The 15,132-nt window shown below is 61.1% G+C and carries 19 protein-coding genes; 9 read left to right on the top strand and 10 right to left on the bottom strand.

Annotation, left to right across the window (positions count from 1 at the left end; all coding sequences use genetic code 11):
* The first annotated feature begins 207 nt into the window (after positions 1-207).
* Both PSJE_RS29755 and PSJE_RS29750 read left to right on the top strand, forming a co-directional pair.
* Positions 208-1,092: a sugar nucleotide-binding protein gene (locus PSJE_RS29755; RefSeq protein ID WP_008053852.1), complete on the top strand. Its 885-nt coding sequence runs from the start codon at positions 208-210 to the stop codon at positions 1,090-1,092.
* The gene (locus PSJE_RS29750) at positions 1,085-2,014 is read left to right on the top strand and encodes an NAD-dependent epimerase/dehydratase family protein (RefSeq protein ID WP_090451678.1); all 930 of its coding nucleotides are present in this window, start codon (positions 1,085-1,087) and stop codon (positions 2,012-2,014) included. The genes PSJE_RS29755 and PSJE_RS29750 overlap by 8 nt, the downstream gene beginning before the upstream one ends.
* A gap of 199 nt (positions 2,015-2,213) precedes the next feature.
* Here the strand turns inward: PSJE_RS29750 and PSJE_RS29745 are convergent, their stop codons facing one another.
* The 7 genes from PSJE_RS29745 to PSJE_RS29720 form a co-directional block, all read right to left on the bottom strand.
* Positions 2,214-2,912, bottom strand: coding sequence for an OmpW/AlkL family protein (locus PSJE_RS29745; protein ID WP_090451676.1), 699 nt, complete (start codon positions 2,910-2,912; stop codon positions 2,214-2,216).
* Positions 2,913-3,107: 195 nt separating this feature from the next.
* Entirely contained in the window at positions 3,108-3,944 is an 837-nt protein-coding gene (locus PSJE_RS29740; protein ID WP_235863926.1) for an IS3 family transposase, read from the bottom strand.
* Positions 3,941-4,246: an IS3 family transposase gene (locus tag PSJE_RS31865; RefSeq protein WP_008047186.1), complete on the bottom strand. Its 306-nt coding sequence runs from the start codon at positions 4,244-4,246 to the stop codon at positions 3,941-3,943. Before PSJE_RS31865 ends, PSJE_RS29740 begins: the two co-directional genes overlap by 4 nt.
* A 132-nt stretch (positions 4,247-4,378) precedes the next feature.
* Positions 4,379-4,897: a DUF3299 domain-containing protein gene (locus PSJE_RS29735; RefSeq protein WP_090451674.1), complete on the bottom strand. Its 519-nt coding sequence runs from the start codon at positions 4,895-4,897 to the stop codon at positions 4,379-4,381.
* Between the two features lie 11 nt (positions 4,898-4,908).
* Positions 4,909-6,174 carry an ABC transporter permease gene (locus PSJE_RS29730; protein WP_090451673.1) on the bottom strand — a complete coding sequence of 422 codons (1,266 nt, stop codon included), beginning with the start codon at positions 6,172-6,174 and terminating at the stop codon, positions 4,909-4,911.
* Position 6,175: 1 nt separating this feature from the next.
* On the bottom strand, positions 6,176-6,886 hold the full coding sequence (locus PSJE_RS29725) for an ABC transporter ATP-binding protein (RefSeq protein ID WP_090451672.1): 711 nt from the start codon (positions 6,884-6,886) through the stop codon (positions 6,176-6,178).
* A gap of 135 nt (positions 6,887-7,021) precedes the next feature.
* Entirely contained in the window at positions 7,022-7,612 is a 591-nt protein-coding gene (locus PSJE_RS29720) for a DUF2796 domain-containing protein (protein WP_090451670.1), read from the bottom strand.
* Between the two features lie 135 nt (positions 7,613-7,747).
* Between PSJE_RS29720 and PSJE_RS29715 the strand changes: the two genes are divergently transcribed.
* The gene (locus PSJE_RS29715; RefSeq protein WP_057713122.1) at positions 7,748-8,089 is read left to right on the top strand and encodes a hypothetical protein; all 342 of its coding nucleotides are present in this window, start codon (positions 7,748-7,750) and stop codon (positions 8,087-8,089) included.
* 103 nt (positions 8,090-8,192) lie between these two features.
* Here PSJE_RS29715 and trxA read toward each other — a convergent pair whose 3' ends face one another.
* The 3 genes from trxA to PSJE_RS29700 form a co-directional block, all read right to left on the bottom strand.
* Positions 8,193-9,065 (bottom strand): thioredoxin, encoded by an 873-nt coding sequence (trxA, locus tag PSJE_RS29710; RefSeq protein ID WP_090451668.1) that lies wholly within the window; start codon positions 9,063-9,065, stop codon positions 8,193-8,195.
* A gap of 183 nt (positions 9,066-9,248) precedes the next feature.
* Positions 9,249-9,902 carry a class I SAM-dependent methyltransferase gene (locus PSJE_RS29705; protein ID WP_090451666.1) on the bottom strand — a complete coding sequence of 218 codons (654 nt, stop codon included), beginning with the start codon at positions 9,900-9,902 and terminating at the stop codon, positions 9,249-9,251.
* Positions 9,899-10,363 (bottom strand): YbaY family lipoprotein, encoded by a 465-nt coding sequence (locus PSJE_RS29700; protein WP_057713125.1) that lies wholly within the window; start codon positions 10,361-10,363, stop codon positions 9,899-9,901. Before PSJE_RS29700 ends, PSJE_RS29705 begins: the two co-directional genes overlap by 4 nt.
* A 127-nt stretch (positions 10,364-10,490) precedes the next feature.
* Between PSJE_RS29700 and nrdR the strand changes: the two genes are divergently transcribed.
* The 6 genes from nrdR to nusB all read left to right on the top strand — a co-directional run bounded on the left by nrdR (position 10,491) and on the right by nusB (position 14,968).
* Positions 10,491-10,955, top strand: coding sequence for a transcriptional regulator NrdR (gene nrdR / locus PSJE_RS29695; protein ID WP_003228656.1), 465 nt, complete (start codon positions 10,491-10,493; stop codon positions 10,953-10,955).
* Positions 10,952-12,085, top strand: coding sequence for a bifunctional diaminohydroxyphosphoribosylaminopyrimidine deaminase/5-amino-6-(5-phosphoribosylamino)uracil reductase RibD (gene ribD / locus PSJE_RS29690; protein ID WP_090451664.1), 1,134 nt, complete (start codon positions 10,952-10,954; stop codon positions 12,083-12,085). The genes nrdR and ribD overlap by 4 nt, the downstream gene beginning before the upstream one ends.
* 47 nt (positions 12,086-12,132) lie before the next feature.
* Positions 12,133-12,795: a riboflavin synthase gene (locus PSJE_RS29685; RefSeq protein ID WP_007906836.1), complete on the top strand. Its 663-nt coding sequence runs from the start codon at positions 12,133-12,135 to the stop codon at positions 12,793-12,795.
* A 16-nt stretch (positions 12,796-12,811) separates the two neighbouring features.
* On the top strand, positions 12,812-13,903 hold the full coding sequence (gene ribBA / locus PSJE_RS29680) for a bifunctional 3,4-dihydroxy-2-butanone-4-phosphate synthase/GTP cyclohydrolase II (RefSeq protein WP_090451662.1): 1,092 nt from the start codon (positions 12,812-12,814) through the stop codon (positions 13,901-13,903).
* A 91-nt stretch (positions 13,904-13,994) separates the two neighbouring features.
* A complete protein-coding gene (gene ribH, locus PSJE_RS29675; RefSeq protein WP_003228649.1) occupies positions 13,995-14,471 on the top strand; it encodes a 6,7-dimethyl-8-ribityllumazine synthase in 477 nt (158 codons plus the stop codon).
* Positions 14,468-14,968: a transcription antitermination factor NusB gene (nusB, locus tag PSJE_RS29670; RefSeq protein ID WP_057713127.1), complete on the top strand. Its 501-nt coding sequence runs from the start codon at positions 14,468-14,470 to the stop codon at positions 14,966-14,968. Before ribH ends, nusB begins: the two co-directional genes overlap by 4 nt.
* The last annotated feature ends 164 nt before the right edge of the window (positions 14,969-15,132 follow it).

Below are 15,132 nucleotides of genomic sequence, written 5' to 3'. Positions count from 1 at the left end.
GGGCGGTTTACACAAAACCATTGTGGGGGCGAGCTTGCTCGCGATGAGGCCAGTGACAGCACCACAAATCCCCCGGATCTACACTTTACGGGTGACGGTTGCGCACTAAACCCGCAAAATGCAACGATTCCGGCAATTATCAACGACATCGCCTGGGCGCGATGTCGATAAAGCCATCGTTTCAATCAGACTGGGCCTGCTGACTCTATGCGAATGCGCCTTATGTTACTGGGCGGCGGAAATGCCCTTGGGCAGGCGCTGATTCGCCTCGGTGCGGAGGAAGACATCGGTTTCCTCGCCCCCCGCCCGCCCGAAGACGGCTGGGATGCCGCGAGCCTGACACAACTGCTCGACGACACCCGTCCCGATGCATTGATCAACCTTGCCTACTACTTCGACTGGTTTCAGGCCGAGGCGGTGAGCGAATCGCGCCTGGCCGGCCAGGAGCGCGCGATCGAGCGTCTGGCGGAACTGTGCCAGCACCACAACATCGTCCTGCTGCAACCCTCCAGCTATCGCGTGTTCGACGGCTCCCGTGCCACCGCCTACAGCGAAAAAGACGAACCGGTGCCCCTGGGCCTGCGGGGTCAGGCGTTGTGGCGGATCGAGCAAAGCGTGCGCGCCACCTGCCCGCAACACGTGCTGCTGCGTTTCGGCTGGCTGCTGGACGACAGCCCGGACGGTGCCCTTGGCCGCTTCCTCGCCCGTGCAGAACAACCCGAAGAGCTGCTGATGGCCGACGACCGACGGGGCAATCCGACGCCGGTCGACGATGCCGCCCGCGTGATCATTTCAGTGCTCAAGCAACTCGATTGCGCCGCGCCGCTGTGGGGCACCTACCACTACGCCGGGCATGAGGCGACCACGCCGCTGGCGCTGGGGCAGGCGATTCTGACCGAAGCCCGCAGCCTGCATCCGCTGGCCATCGAAGCCCCGACCGCCCAGGCCCACGCCGCGCGTCCGGATGCCGCCGAAGAACCGCAACACGCGGTACTGGCCTGCAAAAAAATTCTGCACACCTTTGGAATCAAACCACGCGCCTGGCGTGCGGCGCTTCCCGGTCTACTGGACAGGTTCTATCGCCATGGCTGACAGCCCCGTTTTGATCACCGGTGGTGCCGGTTTCATTGGTTCACACCTGACTGACGCCCTGCTTGCCAGGGGCCATGCGGTGCGGATTCTCGATGACCTGTCCACCGGCAAGCACAGCAATCTGCCGCTGGATAATCCCAGGGTCGAACTGATCGTCGGCGACGTGGCCAATGCGGCTTTGGTTGCCCAGGCGATGGCCGGATGCAGCGCTGTGGCGCACCTGGCCGCCGTGGCTTCGGTGCAGGCCTCGGTGGACGATCCAGTGCGCACACACCAGAGCAACTTCATCGGCACGCTGAACGTCTGCGAAGCCATGCGCCAGACCGGGGTCAAACGCGTGCTGTTTGCCTCCAGTGCGGCGGTATATGGCAACAATGGCGAAGGTGAGTCGATCGACGAAGACACGCCCAAGGCGCCGTTGACGCCTTATGCGGTGGACAAGCTGGCCAGCGAGCAATACTTCGACTTCTACCATCGCCAGCATGGGCTGGAACCGGTGATTTTCCGCTTCTTCAACATCTACGGCCCACGCCAGGATCCGTCCTCGCCATACTCCGGGGTGATCAGCATTTTCAGCGAGCGTGCACTGAAGGGCTTGCCGATCACGGTGTTCGGCGATGGCGAGCAGACCCGGGATTTTGTCTACGTCGAAGACCTGGTCGACTTGCTGGTGCAGGCCATCGAAATGCCCCGGGTCGAAGTCGGTGCGGTCAACGTTGGCTGGAACCAGGCGACGACCCTCAAGCAAATGCTCGAAGCGCTCGAAGCCGTGGTCGGCAATTTGCCACCGGTGAGCTACGGCCCGGCACGCTCCGGTGACATTCGTCATTCCCGGGCGAACAACCGGCGTCTGTTGGAACGCTTCAGTACCACAGAGCAGACACCGATGCGTGTGGGGCTGGCGCGGTTGCTGGGGCGATAGATCTCTTCCATGCGGACATGAAAAAGGCGCCTTTTTACAGGCGCCTTTTTCACGGCCGGAATTTACTTACAGCTTGTGTAATTCCTGTGGCGAGGGGGCTCGTCGGATCGCCGCATCGCCCCGTTCGACTGCGCAGCAGTCGCCGTCATTTTTAAGTCTGCTCACCACCAAGCCTCATTCACCACCACGTGAACGTTCTTTAGAACTTGTAACCCAGACCCACCATGTAGATGAACGGGTCTACATCGACGTCCACCCGTGCCCGGGTGCCTGGTGCGATCGAGTTGTTCTCGACGGTGGCGCGGGTATCGATGTCGATGTAGCGCACCTGGGCGTTGATCATGATGTTATCGGTCAGCATGTAGTCAGCACCGACCTGCCACGCCAGACCCCAGGAGTTTTCCGCCTTGAAGTTGCTGAAACCGGCGGACTGGGCCTGGCTGCCAACGTGTTCGTCGTAGATATAGGTGTAGTTGATGCCGCCGCCGACGTACGGCTGGAAGGCCGACTTCGGGTCCAGCGGGTAGTACACCAGGCTCAAGGTCGGTGGCAGGTGCTTGAGGGTGCCGAGTTTGCCGTTGGCCGCGCTCAGGGCCGTGCCCTTGAGTTTCACGTCATGCTCGAACGGTGTGGCCGCCAGCAGCTCGATACCCAGGTGGTTGGTGAGCATGTAGGCGAAGTTCAAGCCCAGTTGCGTGTCGCTGCTCATGGTCGCCTTGCCGCCCAGGTCGGCGCCCGCCAGCGGGCCTTGATCGACCTTGACGCTGGAGCTGTCGGCTTCCGGGTTGACGGTGATGGCGCCGGCACGAAGGAGGATGTCACCGGCTTCGAAGGCATTGGCGAGCGGGGCTGCGAGCGCAAGGGCAACCAGCGAAGCGCTGAGCATGGACTTGTTCATGGGGGCTCCAGAGGACGTTAAAAATGTTCGATGTCCAATGGTAAGCCGGCTAACTATTCGGTCTTTTGATGCAGCTCAATGAAAGTGGCAAGGACTGGAATTTGTGATGTTTCTGATGGCCTCATCGCGAGCAAGCTCGCTCCCACAGGAGGCATGTTGAACTGGTCAAGTAATCCCGGACACCGGTTACGGTGTTTATGCCGCTTTTTGCTCCATGGCTATTGGCGACAGATAGTTGTTGTAGCTGTGGAGCCTGGTGCGGTTGTAGTACATGAAGAAGCGCACCATATCGGTTTTGGCTTCCTCGATCTTGCTGTAGCCACTACGAGGCACCCATTCTGATTTCAGCGTGCCGAAAAATCGCTCTGTTGGAGCGTTGTCCCAGCACTGCCCGCGATGGCTCATGCTTTGCAATATGTCACGACGCTTCAGTTCTTCTTGAAACTTGCGGCTGGTGTACTGACAACCCTGATCCGAGTGAAACATCAGCCCCGCAGGGCACGTTCGAACCTCTGCCGCCATGCGTAGCGCCTTGCTGACCAAGTTGGCGTCATTGACCAGCGAAAATGCCCAACCGATGACCCGGCGAGCAAACAAATCGATGACGATGGCCAGATGAACCCAGCGCTCGCCCACCATCAAGCTGGTCACGTCGCCACACCAGACCTGATCGACTGCAGCCGGTTTGAAGTTGCGCTTGAGCCGATTGGGCGCGACAAACGCTTCCACTCCTTTGGATCTGAATGGGTGAGGCTGGCGTTGTTTACTGACAATGTTGGCCTCCCTCATCAGCGCTCGGACAAGGCCTCTTCCAACTGCAATGTTTTGGGACTTCAGGCCCTTGCTGATCATTCTGGAGCCCATGGCTTCGCGGCTTTCGCTGTGCAGTTCAACCACTTTGAGCTTGAGCTCTTCGCGCCTGATCCGCGGTTGGGCTCGCCGCTGAAGCCACTCGTAAAAGCTGCTGCGCTTCACATCGAAAACACGACACACGACAGCTGTCGGGAACGACTCTCTTAGTTCCGCAATCATCGAAAACGATCGGGATCCGACATCAAGAGAGCGGTAGCCTTTTTTAAGATCTCGGCTTCCATTTCCATGCGCTTGATCTTGGCCTTTAGTTCCTGGATCTGGCGCTGATCTTCGGTAATCGCCTTGGTGCCTTTGACTGGCTGCCCCTCGCGCTCCTTGCGAACCTGATCGACCCAACGCCGTAAAGCGGTGGGCCCGATATCCAGCGATGCACAAACGTCTGGAACCGGGCAGTTATCATCAAGCACCATGCTGGCAGCATGCAGCTTGAACTCGCGGGTATAGACCTTTCTTTCGTTCATGGAACCTCCAAGTTGGCGAAATCATATCGCCCTTAAGAGGTGTCCGGAATTATTAGGCCAGTTCATGTGATCCCCTGTGGGAGCAAGCTTGCTCGCGATGGCGGACTGACAGTCGACACAAAACGACCTGATTCACTCCGGCAGTTCATACAGATAAATCTTGTCCGCCTCCATCTGATACCCGGCATCCGCCAACTCGCTGGTGGACGCCTTGACCTGCAACGCGCCTTCGATCCAGTAAGGCTGATACAACTCGTCCAGCTTCACGCCGACTTCGCTCTTGACGTGCACGATCTGGTTCGACGGCGGTGGCGGCACATGGATGCAGGCGCCGAAATACGGCACCAGCAGAAACTCCGTGGTACGGCCTTCCTCGCTCACTTCCAGCGGCACGATGTAACCCGGCAGGCGAATGTTCTGGCCGTCGAGGGTCTTGACCACCGGTGCGTTGGGCATGTCCTGCTTGGCTGCTGGCGCCGACTCTGCCGAGAGCGTGCTGCTCATCTGCGACAGATCATGCAACGGTGTCATGTTCGGCACTTCTTTCGGCGCGTCGGGCGGGATCATCTCCGACCAGGTCAGGTCTTTTGGCTGGGCCGCCCACAGGGGCAGGGCGACCAGCATCAACAGCGCAAGTACAGCGCGGGGCATTTTCAACGTCCTCATAAACGGATCGACAAGCCATCGGCCAGGGATTGGCGATAGGCGCGCCAGGCCGGCACGCTGCCCATCAGCAACGCGGCGATCAGGATGCCACCGAGCAGCGTCCATTCATACTCGCTCGGCCAGGACAGCGGCAGGAACAGGCCGTAGTTGGCTTGCACATAACCTTGGGCCGCCGCGATGCACACATACAGCAACGCCAGGCCGGCGATCACGCCCGAGAGCGCCAGGGCAAAGGCTTCGAGTACCAACAGCGTCGCGATGTGCCAGGGGCGTGCGCCCACCGAGCGCAGGATTGCCATTTCCCGACGGCGCTCGTTGAGGCTGGTGAGAATCGCTGTGAGCATACCGATCAATCCGGTCAGCACCACAAACAGCGAGACCACGAACAAGGCTTTTTCCGCAGTGCCCATCAGACTCCACAGCTCTTGCAACGCCACGCCTGGCAGGATCGCCAGCATCGGCTCGCCACGGAACTCGTTGATTTCCCGTTGCAGGGCAAAGGTCGAAATCTTGTTGTTGAGGCCGAGCATGAACGCGGTGATCGCTTGCGGCGTGAGGTCCATGTTGCGCGCCTGATCAGCCGTGATGCGGCCCTCGCCCCGGGCCGGCACGCCGTTATGCCAGTCGATGTGAATCGCTTCCATGCCACCGAGGCTGATGTGCAGCGTGCGGTCCACCGGTGTGCCGGTGCGCTTGAGAATGCCGACCACAGTGAACGGTTTGTCGTCGTGCTTGACCAGGCTGATCGCCGCCACGCCGTGGGCCAGCACCAGTTTGTCACCGAGTTTGTAGTGCAGTGCATCGGCCACTTCGGCACCGAGCACCACTTCGAACGGGTCAGTGGCAAAGGCGCGGCCATCGCTCAGTTGCAGGTGTTGCTGGCGCCCGTACTGGTAATGCTCGAAGTAGGCTTCGGTGGTGCCCATCACCCGGTAGCCGCGATGGGAGTCGCCGAGGGACATCGGGATCGCCCACTTCACTTTCGGGTTGCTGGCGAAGTGTTCGAAGCTGTCCCAGCGGATGTTGTTGGTGGCGTTGCCGATGCGGAACACCGAGTACAGCAGCAGGTTCACCGAGCCTGAGCGGGCGCCGACGATCAGGTCGGTGCCGCTTATTGTGCTGGCGAAACTGGCCTTGGCTTCGGTGCGCACGCGCTCCACTGCCAGCAACAGGCACACCGACAGGGCGATGGCGAACGCGGTGAGGATCGCAGTGAAACGACGGTTAGCCAGGCTGGCCATGGCTAGACGAAACAGATACATCTCAGACCTCGGACAGGGTAGCGGCGCGATTGAGTTCGGCCAGCGACAGGTTGTGGTCGAACAGCGGCGCCAGGCTCTGGTCGTGGCTGACGAACAACAGGCTTGAGCCGGCTTCGCGGCACTCGGCGAACAGCAGGCGAATGAAGTTCTCGCGGGCGTCGTAATCGAGGGCCGAGGTTGGCTCGTCGGCGATCACCAGTTCCGGTTGACCGATCAGTGCGCGGGCGGCGGCGACCCGTTGCTGCTGGCCGATGGACAACGAATCGGCGCGGCGACCGAGGATGTTTTCATCCTTCAAACCCAGATGGGCGAGCAGTGTGGCGGCGGCTTTGTCGACGCTGCCGTGACGTTGTTTCGCCCGTTCGGCGCGCAGTTTCGAGAAGTGGCAGGGCAGTTCGACGTTTTCACGTACCGACAGAAACGGCAACAGGTTGAACTGCTGAAAGATGTAGCCGGTGTGATCGACGCGGAAGTGGTCGCGGGCGCCGGCCGAGAGTTGCGTCAGCTCCTGGCCGAGCAGGCGGATGCTGCCGCGATCAGGCTTTTGCACGCCGCCGAGCAGACCGAGCAGGGTGGTCTTGCCGCTGCCGCTGGGGCCTTTGAGGAACAGGGTTTCGCCGCGCTCCAGGCGAAACGCCGGGATGTCCAGCAGCGGCGGGTGACCGGGCCAACTGAAGCCCAGGTCGGACAGTTCGATGAGTGCTTGGGTCATGTGAAACCGGTCAGGTTGGTGGTGAACCCTTGTAGGAGCGAGCCTGCTCGCGAAAAACCTGAGAGCACCGAGGTGAATCAGGTTGCCCGCGTTATCGTTGGCGTCCATCGCGAGCAAGCTCGCTCCTACAGTGGGTCAGAATTTAAGGGCAGCAGCCTTGGCCGTCACTTCAACCCCTTGCTGCCCGCTCGGGCCGATCAGTTGTACCTGAATTTTTTGGGTGGCCGGGAAGCGGGTGAAAATATTCGCCAGGTCCAGTGATTTCAGTGCCGCTGGCGTGGCGCAAGTGAACTGATAGTGAGCGTGGATTTCGCTGTGATCATGGTGATGTTCGTGGCCGTCTTCGTCCTTGGCGTCTTCATCGTGATCATCGTCGGCATCGGGCTTGTCGCCGAACAGCGGGCTTTCCAGTTCCTGGTTCTCCACCACGCAACCAGCGGCTGTTGGAAGGTTGAACAGCGCCAGTGGTTTTTCGAGCTGAGCGCGGACAGCGGCGACTTTGGCTTTGTCTGCGTCGCTGGTGGCGACGTGCTCGAAACCCACAAGGTTCATCGCCGGGCTTTCCAGTTCCAACTCCAGGGTCTTGCCGTCCAGCACCGCATTCAGGCGTCCCACGCCATGTTCGTGGGCACCCAGGCTGCCATGCTCATGATCGTGTTCGTCGGCGGCATGGGCGACAGCCAGCGGCAACATGGCAAACGGCAGGGCGAGAAGCAGACGACGCATGACGAGTCTCCGAAAAGTAAAATGAAGAAAATGTTATGTAATCTTATAACGTGATTGCGGAGAGTTTGACTGTCTGCTTGGCGTTGCACAAGTCCCATGGGAGCATGCCGGGAAGAAATGTGCGGGAGCAGACCTATGTTGCGAATTCGCGGAAGCATCGGCGACTGGCCGGTGGATTTGACCCTGGAGATGGACGACGCGGACTGGGCGCGACTAGGGGCGCAGTTGCAGGTGGAAAAACCCCCGGTCAGCGTGCCAGCGGCGAAACCGTTGAACCAGGATGATGCGCTGTGGCAGATCGCTCGGGATTTGCTGCGCAAGGCTGGGCAGCTCAGCGGGCCGGACCTGCTCGATCAACTGGAAGGATTGACTGGCAGCGCGGCGGCGGGCAAGCGTCTGTTGGTGCGCTTGCGCCATAGTTCGGACGTGAAGGTGGAAAGCGGCGGGGATACACCGCTGTATCGCTGGTTGGTGTAGGAGCGAGCTTGCTCGCGATGGGCGTCAACGATAACGCGGGAAACCTGATTCACCTCGGCGCTCTCAGGTTTTTCGCGAGCAAGCTCGCTCCTACAGGGTCGGCTTAGTACATCGCAGCAAACAACTTGCGGCGGTACGTGCTGACCAACGGATGATCGTTGCCCAGCAATTCGAACACCTGCAACAAGGTCTTGTGCGGCAAGCCTTCGCTGTAGCTGCGGTTGCGGGTGAACAACTTCAGCAATGCATCCAGCGCGGCGTCGTACTGCTGACGGGCCAGTTGCTGGATCGCCAGTTGATAGACCGCCTCATCGTCCAGCGGGTCTTTCGCCAGTCGGGCCTTCAGGTCGGCGGCATCCGGCAAGTCCCTGGCCAGACCGAGAAACTTGATCTGTGCCTTGGCGCCGGCCAGCGCGGCTTTGTGCTCATAGCTCTTGACCGCATCCAGCACGGTTTGCGCTTCGCCCAGTTCACCGCGCTCGGTCAGGCAGCGGGCGTACAGGATCAGTGCCTTGGCGTTGGTGTTGTCTTCACCCAGGATCACTTTGAGCTGCGCTTCGGCATCGGCAAAACGGCTGTCGTCGAACAGCGCCTGGGCCTGTTCGAACGGATCGGCGGCGGCCGGTGGCGGCATCTGCACATGGGGTTCGAGCAGGGCACGCACGGCCGACTCCGGCTGCGCACCGGCAAAGCCATCGACAGGCTGGCCGTCCTTGAACAGCACCACGGTCGGCAGGCTGCGGATGCCGAAGCGGGCGACGATGTCTTGTTCGATGTCACAGTTGACCTTGGCCAGCAGCAACTCACCCTGATAGCTCTCGGCAATGCTCTGCAGCATCGGCATCAGCACTTTGCAGGGCGCGCACCATTCGGCCCAGAAATCCACCAGCACTGGTTTGTGGAAAGAGTTCTCGATCACCGACTGGTCGAAATCGGCAGTCGTGGCGTCGAAGATGTACGGCGTTTCCTGACTCATGGGCAATCTCGTAAAAGCGTGAATGGGGCAACTATACGACTTGGTGGGGGCGCGCCGGAAGCGGGGTGGCCGTTAGAGATGTTTCGTCTGACAGGACGTCATCGCGAGCAAGCTCGCTCCCACAGGGGATTTGTGGACGACGCGGGTCCAGTGCAGGAGCGAGCTTGCTCGCGATGCTTTTAGCTAGCGCTGCGCGTGGTACAGGCTCACATGCCGAAACTCGTGGGGCTCGGCCAGATCCGGCAGGGTCATGGCTTCGAGCATTTCGATGCGCCGGTACAACGGATGACGGAAATCCCTGACGCGTGAATCCGCCACCAGCGCCTCTCGGCCGCGACTGAGGAACTGGTCGAGCAGCGGCAGGTTGGCCCGGTCGTACAGCACATCCGCCACCAGGATCAGATCGAAGCGATCGGCCTCGGCGAAAAAGTCCGTCGAGTAATTGAGCTGTACGTTATTGAGCTCGGCATTGGCCCGACACGCGGCAATCGCCAGCGGGTCAAGGTCGCAGGCCAGTACTTCGAGTGCCCCGGCCTTCGCCGCCGCAATCCCCGCCACCCCGGAGCCGGCACCGAAATCCAGTACCCGCTTGCCTTCGACCCAATGGGGGTTTTCGGCCAGATAGCGGGCCACGGCCAGGCCGCTGGCCCAGCAGAAACTCCAGTACGGCGGCTCATGCAGGATGCGCCGGGTCTCTTCCGGGCTGAAGGCGCGGTCCATGTTGTCGCCGTCGATCAGCCACAGCTGCAAGTCGGTCCCTGGTAACTCACAGGCGACCAATTGCGCATCACCGAGCAGTTCACCCAACGCCTTTTGCAGGTCGAGCGGTGCACTCATGGGGCTTTGACGAATTGCAGTTGGCCCAGGGCCTGGGTGGTCGGCTGGGTAATCAGTTGCGACGGCAGGTGCAGGATCAACTGCCCGGACTGACTGGCGCGACCTCGCAGTTCAACGCGGGCCCCGGCCGGGAAGGATTCCGGATTGAAGCGCAGGTGAAACGGCAGAACCTGGTTGTTGCCGATCAGGCTGGAACTGGCGAGCAATTGTTGCGGGCGGTCCTTGTCGTCGATCACCAGCAATGCCAGTTCGACTTCAGCGCCAGCTGGAACGCCTTGCAAGGTGCCGCTCAGTTCACGCTGATGGGCGGGCAGAGGGCCGAGTGCGGCGGCCTCCCGGGCTTTCTTCTGCGCTTGCTGCGGCACCGGGCCAGGCGTTGGCGGCTGGGGCTTGGGTGCATCGCTGCTGCAGGCCACCAGCAGGCTGAAAACACTGAGCAATATGAGCGGACGTAACGACATTGGTGGCTCCATAACGCTGAATTCCATGGATCAAGTGATCATCCCGTCTGTATACCGCAAACCCTATGGCTTGTCTTGCCACGGGGATGCGCTACCATGGCCCTCCCTTTTTTTGTTGCCTGCCACCATGCACTGTCCCTTCTGCGGTGCCAACGACACCAAGGTCATCGACTCGCGTCTGGTCGCCGAGGGCGAACAGGTGCGCCGCCGGCGTGAATGCCTGGCCTGCGGCGAGCGTTTCACGACGTTCGAGACGGCTGAACTGGTGTTGCCGCGCCTGATCAAAACCGACGGCAGTCGCCAGCCGTTCGATGAAGAAAAACTCCGCGCCGGTATGCAGCGCGCGCTGGAAAAGCGCCCGGTGAGTGTCGAGCGCCTCGAGTCGTCGCTGGTGCACATCAAACACAAACTGCGCGCCACCGGCGAACGCGAGGTCAAATCCCTCGTGGTCGGCGAACTGGTGATGGCCGAGCTGCAGAAGCTCGACGAAGTCGCCTACATCCGCTTCGCTTCGGTGTATCGCCGCTTCCAGGACCTCAACGAGTTCCGCGAAGAGATCGATCGCCTGGCCCGTGAACCGGTGAAAGAATGACCACTTGCGCCGAACAAGCCATCCTCGACGCCCATTTCATGGCCCGTGCCCTGGAACTGGCGCGCAAGGGGCATTACACGACGCACCCCAATCCGCGGGTCGGTTGCGTGATCGTGCAGGGCGGGCAGATTGTCGGCGAAGGCTGGCACGAGCGCGCCGGCGAGCCCCACGCTGAAGTCCACGCCCTGCGCGCGGCTGGTGAGCAGGCTCGTGGCGCCACCGCTTACGTGACGCTTGAACCTTGCAGTCATCACGGCCGTACGCCGCCCTGTGCCGATGCACTGGTCAATGCCGGTGTGGCCCGCGTGGTCGCGGCGATGCAGGACCCGAACCCGGAAGTCGCCGGTCGCGGTCTGCAACGCCTGACACAGGCCGGTATCGCCACCGAAAGCGGCGTGCTGGAAGGCGAGGCGCGCAAGCTTAATCAAGGCTTTCTGAAACGCATGGAACACGGCTTGCCGTTCGTGCGGGTCAAGTTGGCCATGAGCCTCGACGGGCGAACCGCCATGGAAAGCGGCGAAAGCCAGTGGATCACCGGCCCGGCGGCGCGCTCGGCAGTGCAGCGTCTGCGCGCGCAAGCCAGTGTGGTACTGACCGGCGCCGATACGGTGCTGGCGGACAACGCACGGTTGACCGTGCGCGCCGATGAGTTGGGGCTGGATGCAGAGCAAACAGCCTTGGCCATGAGCCGTCCGCCGCTGCGGGTGTTGGTCGACGGCCGCCTGCGGGTGCCGCTGGATGCACCGTTCTTCAAGGCAGGCCCGGCGCTGGTCGCCACCTGCGTGGCGGTTGAAGAGCAATATGCCAACGGTCCGGAGTGCCTGATCGTGCCGGGCTACGACGGTCAGGTCGATCTGCGTCAGCTATTGGTTGAACTCGCAACCCGTGGCGTCAATGAAGTGCTGGTCGAAGCCGGCCCGCGCATGGCAGGTGCCTTTGCCCAACTCGGTCTGGTGGACGAGTTCCAGATTTTCATTGCCGGCAAGTTCCTGGGTTCCTCGGCGCGGCCGCTGCTGGACTGGCCGCTCGTGCAAATGAAGGATGCGCCCGAGCTCAAAATCATCGAAATTCGTGCCGTTGGCGATGACTGGCGAGTCATCGCCATTCCTTTGCCAGCAGCAAGCGTATAATTTCCGGCCATCGCGCAAGCTTTGGCTTTGTTCTCGAGGAGAACCTCATGTTTACCGGCATCATCGAATCCATCGGCAGTATTCGTGCATTGACCCCAAAGGGCGGTGATGTGCGGGTTCACGTCGAAACCGGCAAGCTCGACCTGAGCGATGTCAAACTGGGCGACAGCATCGCGGTCAACGGCGTGTGCCTGACTGCCGTTGAATTGCCGGGCAATGGCTTTGCGGCGGACGTCAGTCGTGAAACCCTCGACTGCACCGCCATGAACGACCTGAAAAGCGGCAGCCCGGTCAATCTGGAAAAAGCCCTGACCCCGACCACTCGCCTCGGCGGGCATCTGGTCAGCGGTCACGTCGACGGCGTGGGCGAAGTGGTTGCCCGTACCGAAAATGCGCGCGCCGTGGAATTCCGCATCCGCGCGCCAAAGGACCTGGCCAAGTACATCGCCCATAAAGGCTCGATCACCGTCGACGGCACCAGCCTCACCGTGAACGCAGTCGATGGCGCCGAGTTCCTGCTGACCATCATTCCCCACACCCTGAGCGAAACCATCATGGCGTCGTACCAGCCAGGCCGCCGGGTGAACCTGGAAGTGGACTTGCTGGCCCGTTACCTGGAGCGTCTGCTACTGGGCGACAAGGCTGCGGAGCCAACTTCCAGTAACATCACTGAAAGCTTTCTGGCCGCCAACGGCTACCTCAAATCCTGACCCAAGGGGGTGCCTTGTGGCGCTCAATAGCATCGAAGAACTGGTTGAAGACATCCGCCAAGGCAAGATGGTCATCCTCATGGATGACGAAGACCGCGAGAACGAAGGCGACCTGATCATGGCCGCCGAGTGCTGCAAGCCCGAGCACATCAACTTCATGGCCAAGCACGCCCGTGGCCTGATCTGCATGCCGATGAGCCGCGAGCGCTGCGAACTGCTCAAGCTGCCGTTGATGGCGCCGCGCAACGGGTCCGGTTTCGGCACCAAGTTCACCGTATCGATCGAAGCGGCCACCGGCGTGACCACCGGCATCTCCGCCGCAGACCGTGCGCGCACCGTGCAGGCCGCCGCCGCCCGTGATGCCAAGGCTGAAGACATCGTCAGCCCGGGCCACATCTTCCCGCTGATGGCTCAGGCCGGCGGCACCCTGGCCCGTGCCGGCCACACCGAAGCGGCGTGCGACCTGGCGCGCATGGCCGGTTACGAGCCTAGCGGGGTGATCTGCGAAGTGATGAACGACGACGGCACCATGTCCCGTCGCGCCGAGCTGGAAGCCTTTGCCGCCGAACACGACATCAAGATCGGCACCATCGCCGACCTGATTCACTACCGGATGATCCACGAACGTACCGTTCAGCGGATTGCCGAGCAGCCACTGGACAGCGAACTGGGCCAATTCAACCTGGTGACCTATCGTGATTCCGTGGAAGGCGACGTGCACATGGCACTGACCCTGGGCAACGTGTGTGCCGAAGAGCCGACCCTGGTTCGCGTGCACAACATGGACCCGCTGCGTGACCTGTTGATGGTCAAGCAACCGGGCCGCTGGAGCCTGCGCGCCGCCATGTCCGCGGTTGCCGAGGCCGGTAGCGGCGTGGTGCTGTTGCTCGGTCACCCGCTCGATGGCGACGTGTTGCTGGCGCATATTCGCGAAACCGCCGATCACGCCGCAGTGAAAAAACCGACCACCTACAGCACTGTCGGTGCCGGTTCGCAGATCCTGCGCGACCTTGGCGTACGCAAAATGCGCCTGATGTCGGCACCGATGAAATTTAATGCGATATCCGGTTTCGATCTGGAAGTTGTAGAATACGTGCCCTCCGAATAATGACCGGTTGTTCCCGGCCTTGAATTCGCGGCAAATAAATCACTGAGGGGCGCGTAGAAGACGCGTCCCGGCTCTTTAAGAGATCTAACGAATGACCCTGAAGACCATCGAAGGTACCTTCATCGCCCCTAAAGGCCGCTACGCTCTGGTAGTGGGCCGTTTCAACAGCTTCGTCGTTGAAAGCCTGGTCAGCGGTGCAGTTGATGCCCTGGTTCGCCACGGCGTGAGCGAAAGCGACATCACCATCATCCGCGCACCTGGCGCCTTCGAAATTCCGCTGGTTGCGCAGAAAGTCGCCCAGAAAGGCGAATTCGCGGCAATCATCGCCCTGGGCGCGGTCATTCGTGGCGGCACTCCGCACTTCGAATACGTGGCTGGCGAGTGCACCAAGGGTCTGGCCCAGGTGTCCATGGAGTTCGGCGTTCCGGTCGCTTTCGGCGTCCTGACCGTTGATTCCATCGAGCAAGCCATCGAACGTTCCGGCACCAAGGCCGGCAACAAAGGTGCTGAAGCTGCCCTGTCCGCTCTGGAAATGGTCAGCCTGCTGGCGCAGTTGGAGGCCAAGTGATTAGCGACGAAAGCGATCGTTTCAACCCGCGCGATCCAAAGCCTGCGGATGCCGGCAAGCCATCGAAAAGCGCCAAGCGCCGCGAAGCCCGTCAGCTCGCGACCCAGGCGCTGTACCAATGGCACATGGCCAAGCAGTCGCTGAACGAGATCGAAGCGCAGTTCCGGGTCGATAACGATTTCAGCGATGTCGACGGCGCGTACTTCCGCGAAATCCTGCACGGGGTTCCGCAGTTCAAGACCGAAATCGACACCGCGCTCACGCCATGCCTGGACTTGACCATCGAAGAGCTGGACCCGGTTGAACTGGCTGTTCTGCGCCTGTCGACCTGGGAACTGCTCAAGCGCGTCGACGTGCCGTACCGCGTTGTGATCAACGAGGGTATCGAACTGGCCAAGGTCTTCGGTTCCACCGACGGCCACAAGTTCGTCAACGGTGTGCTCGACAAGCTGGCCCCGCGTCTGCGTGAAGCTGAAGTGAAGGCGTTCAAGCGCTGATTGGCGTTTGGACAGTGTCCTGTCTCGCCGATACGTTCGTTTTTTAGCGAGTGGCTGGTGTTGCCAGACAAGGCGCCGCGACGAGTCATAGCGTGCTATGGCGAGGAGCGGCAACGCAGTATGGCGACACCAGACGCCGCTAAAAAATGAACAGTATTGGTGAG

Origin of the sequence: Pseudomonas jessenii (assembly GCF_002236115.1) — a bacterium.
Lineage (GTDB): Bacteria > Pseudomonadota > Gammaproteobacteria > Pseudomonadales > Pseudomonadaceae > Aquipseudomonas > Aquipseudomonas jessenii.
The sequence above is the reverse complement of the archived record's forward strand: the minus strand, read 5'-3'. Positions and strand labels throughout refer to the sequence as shown.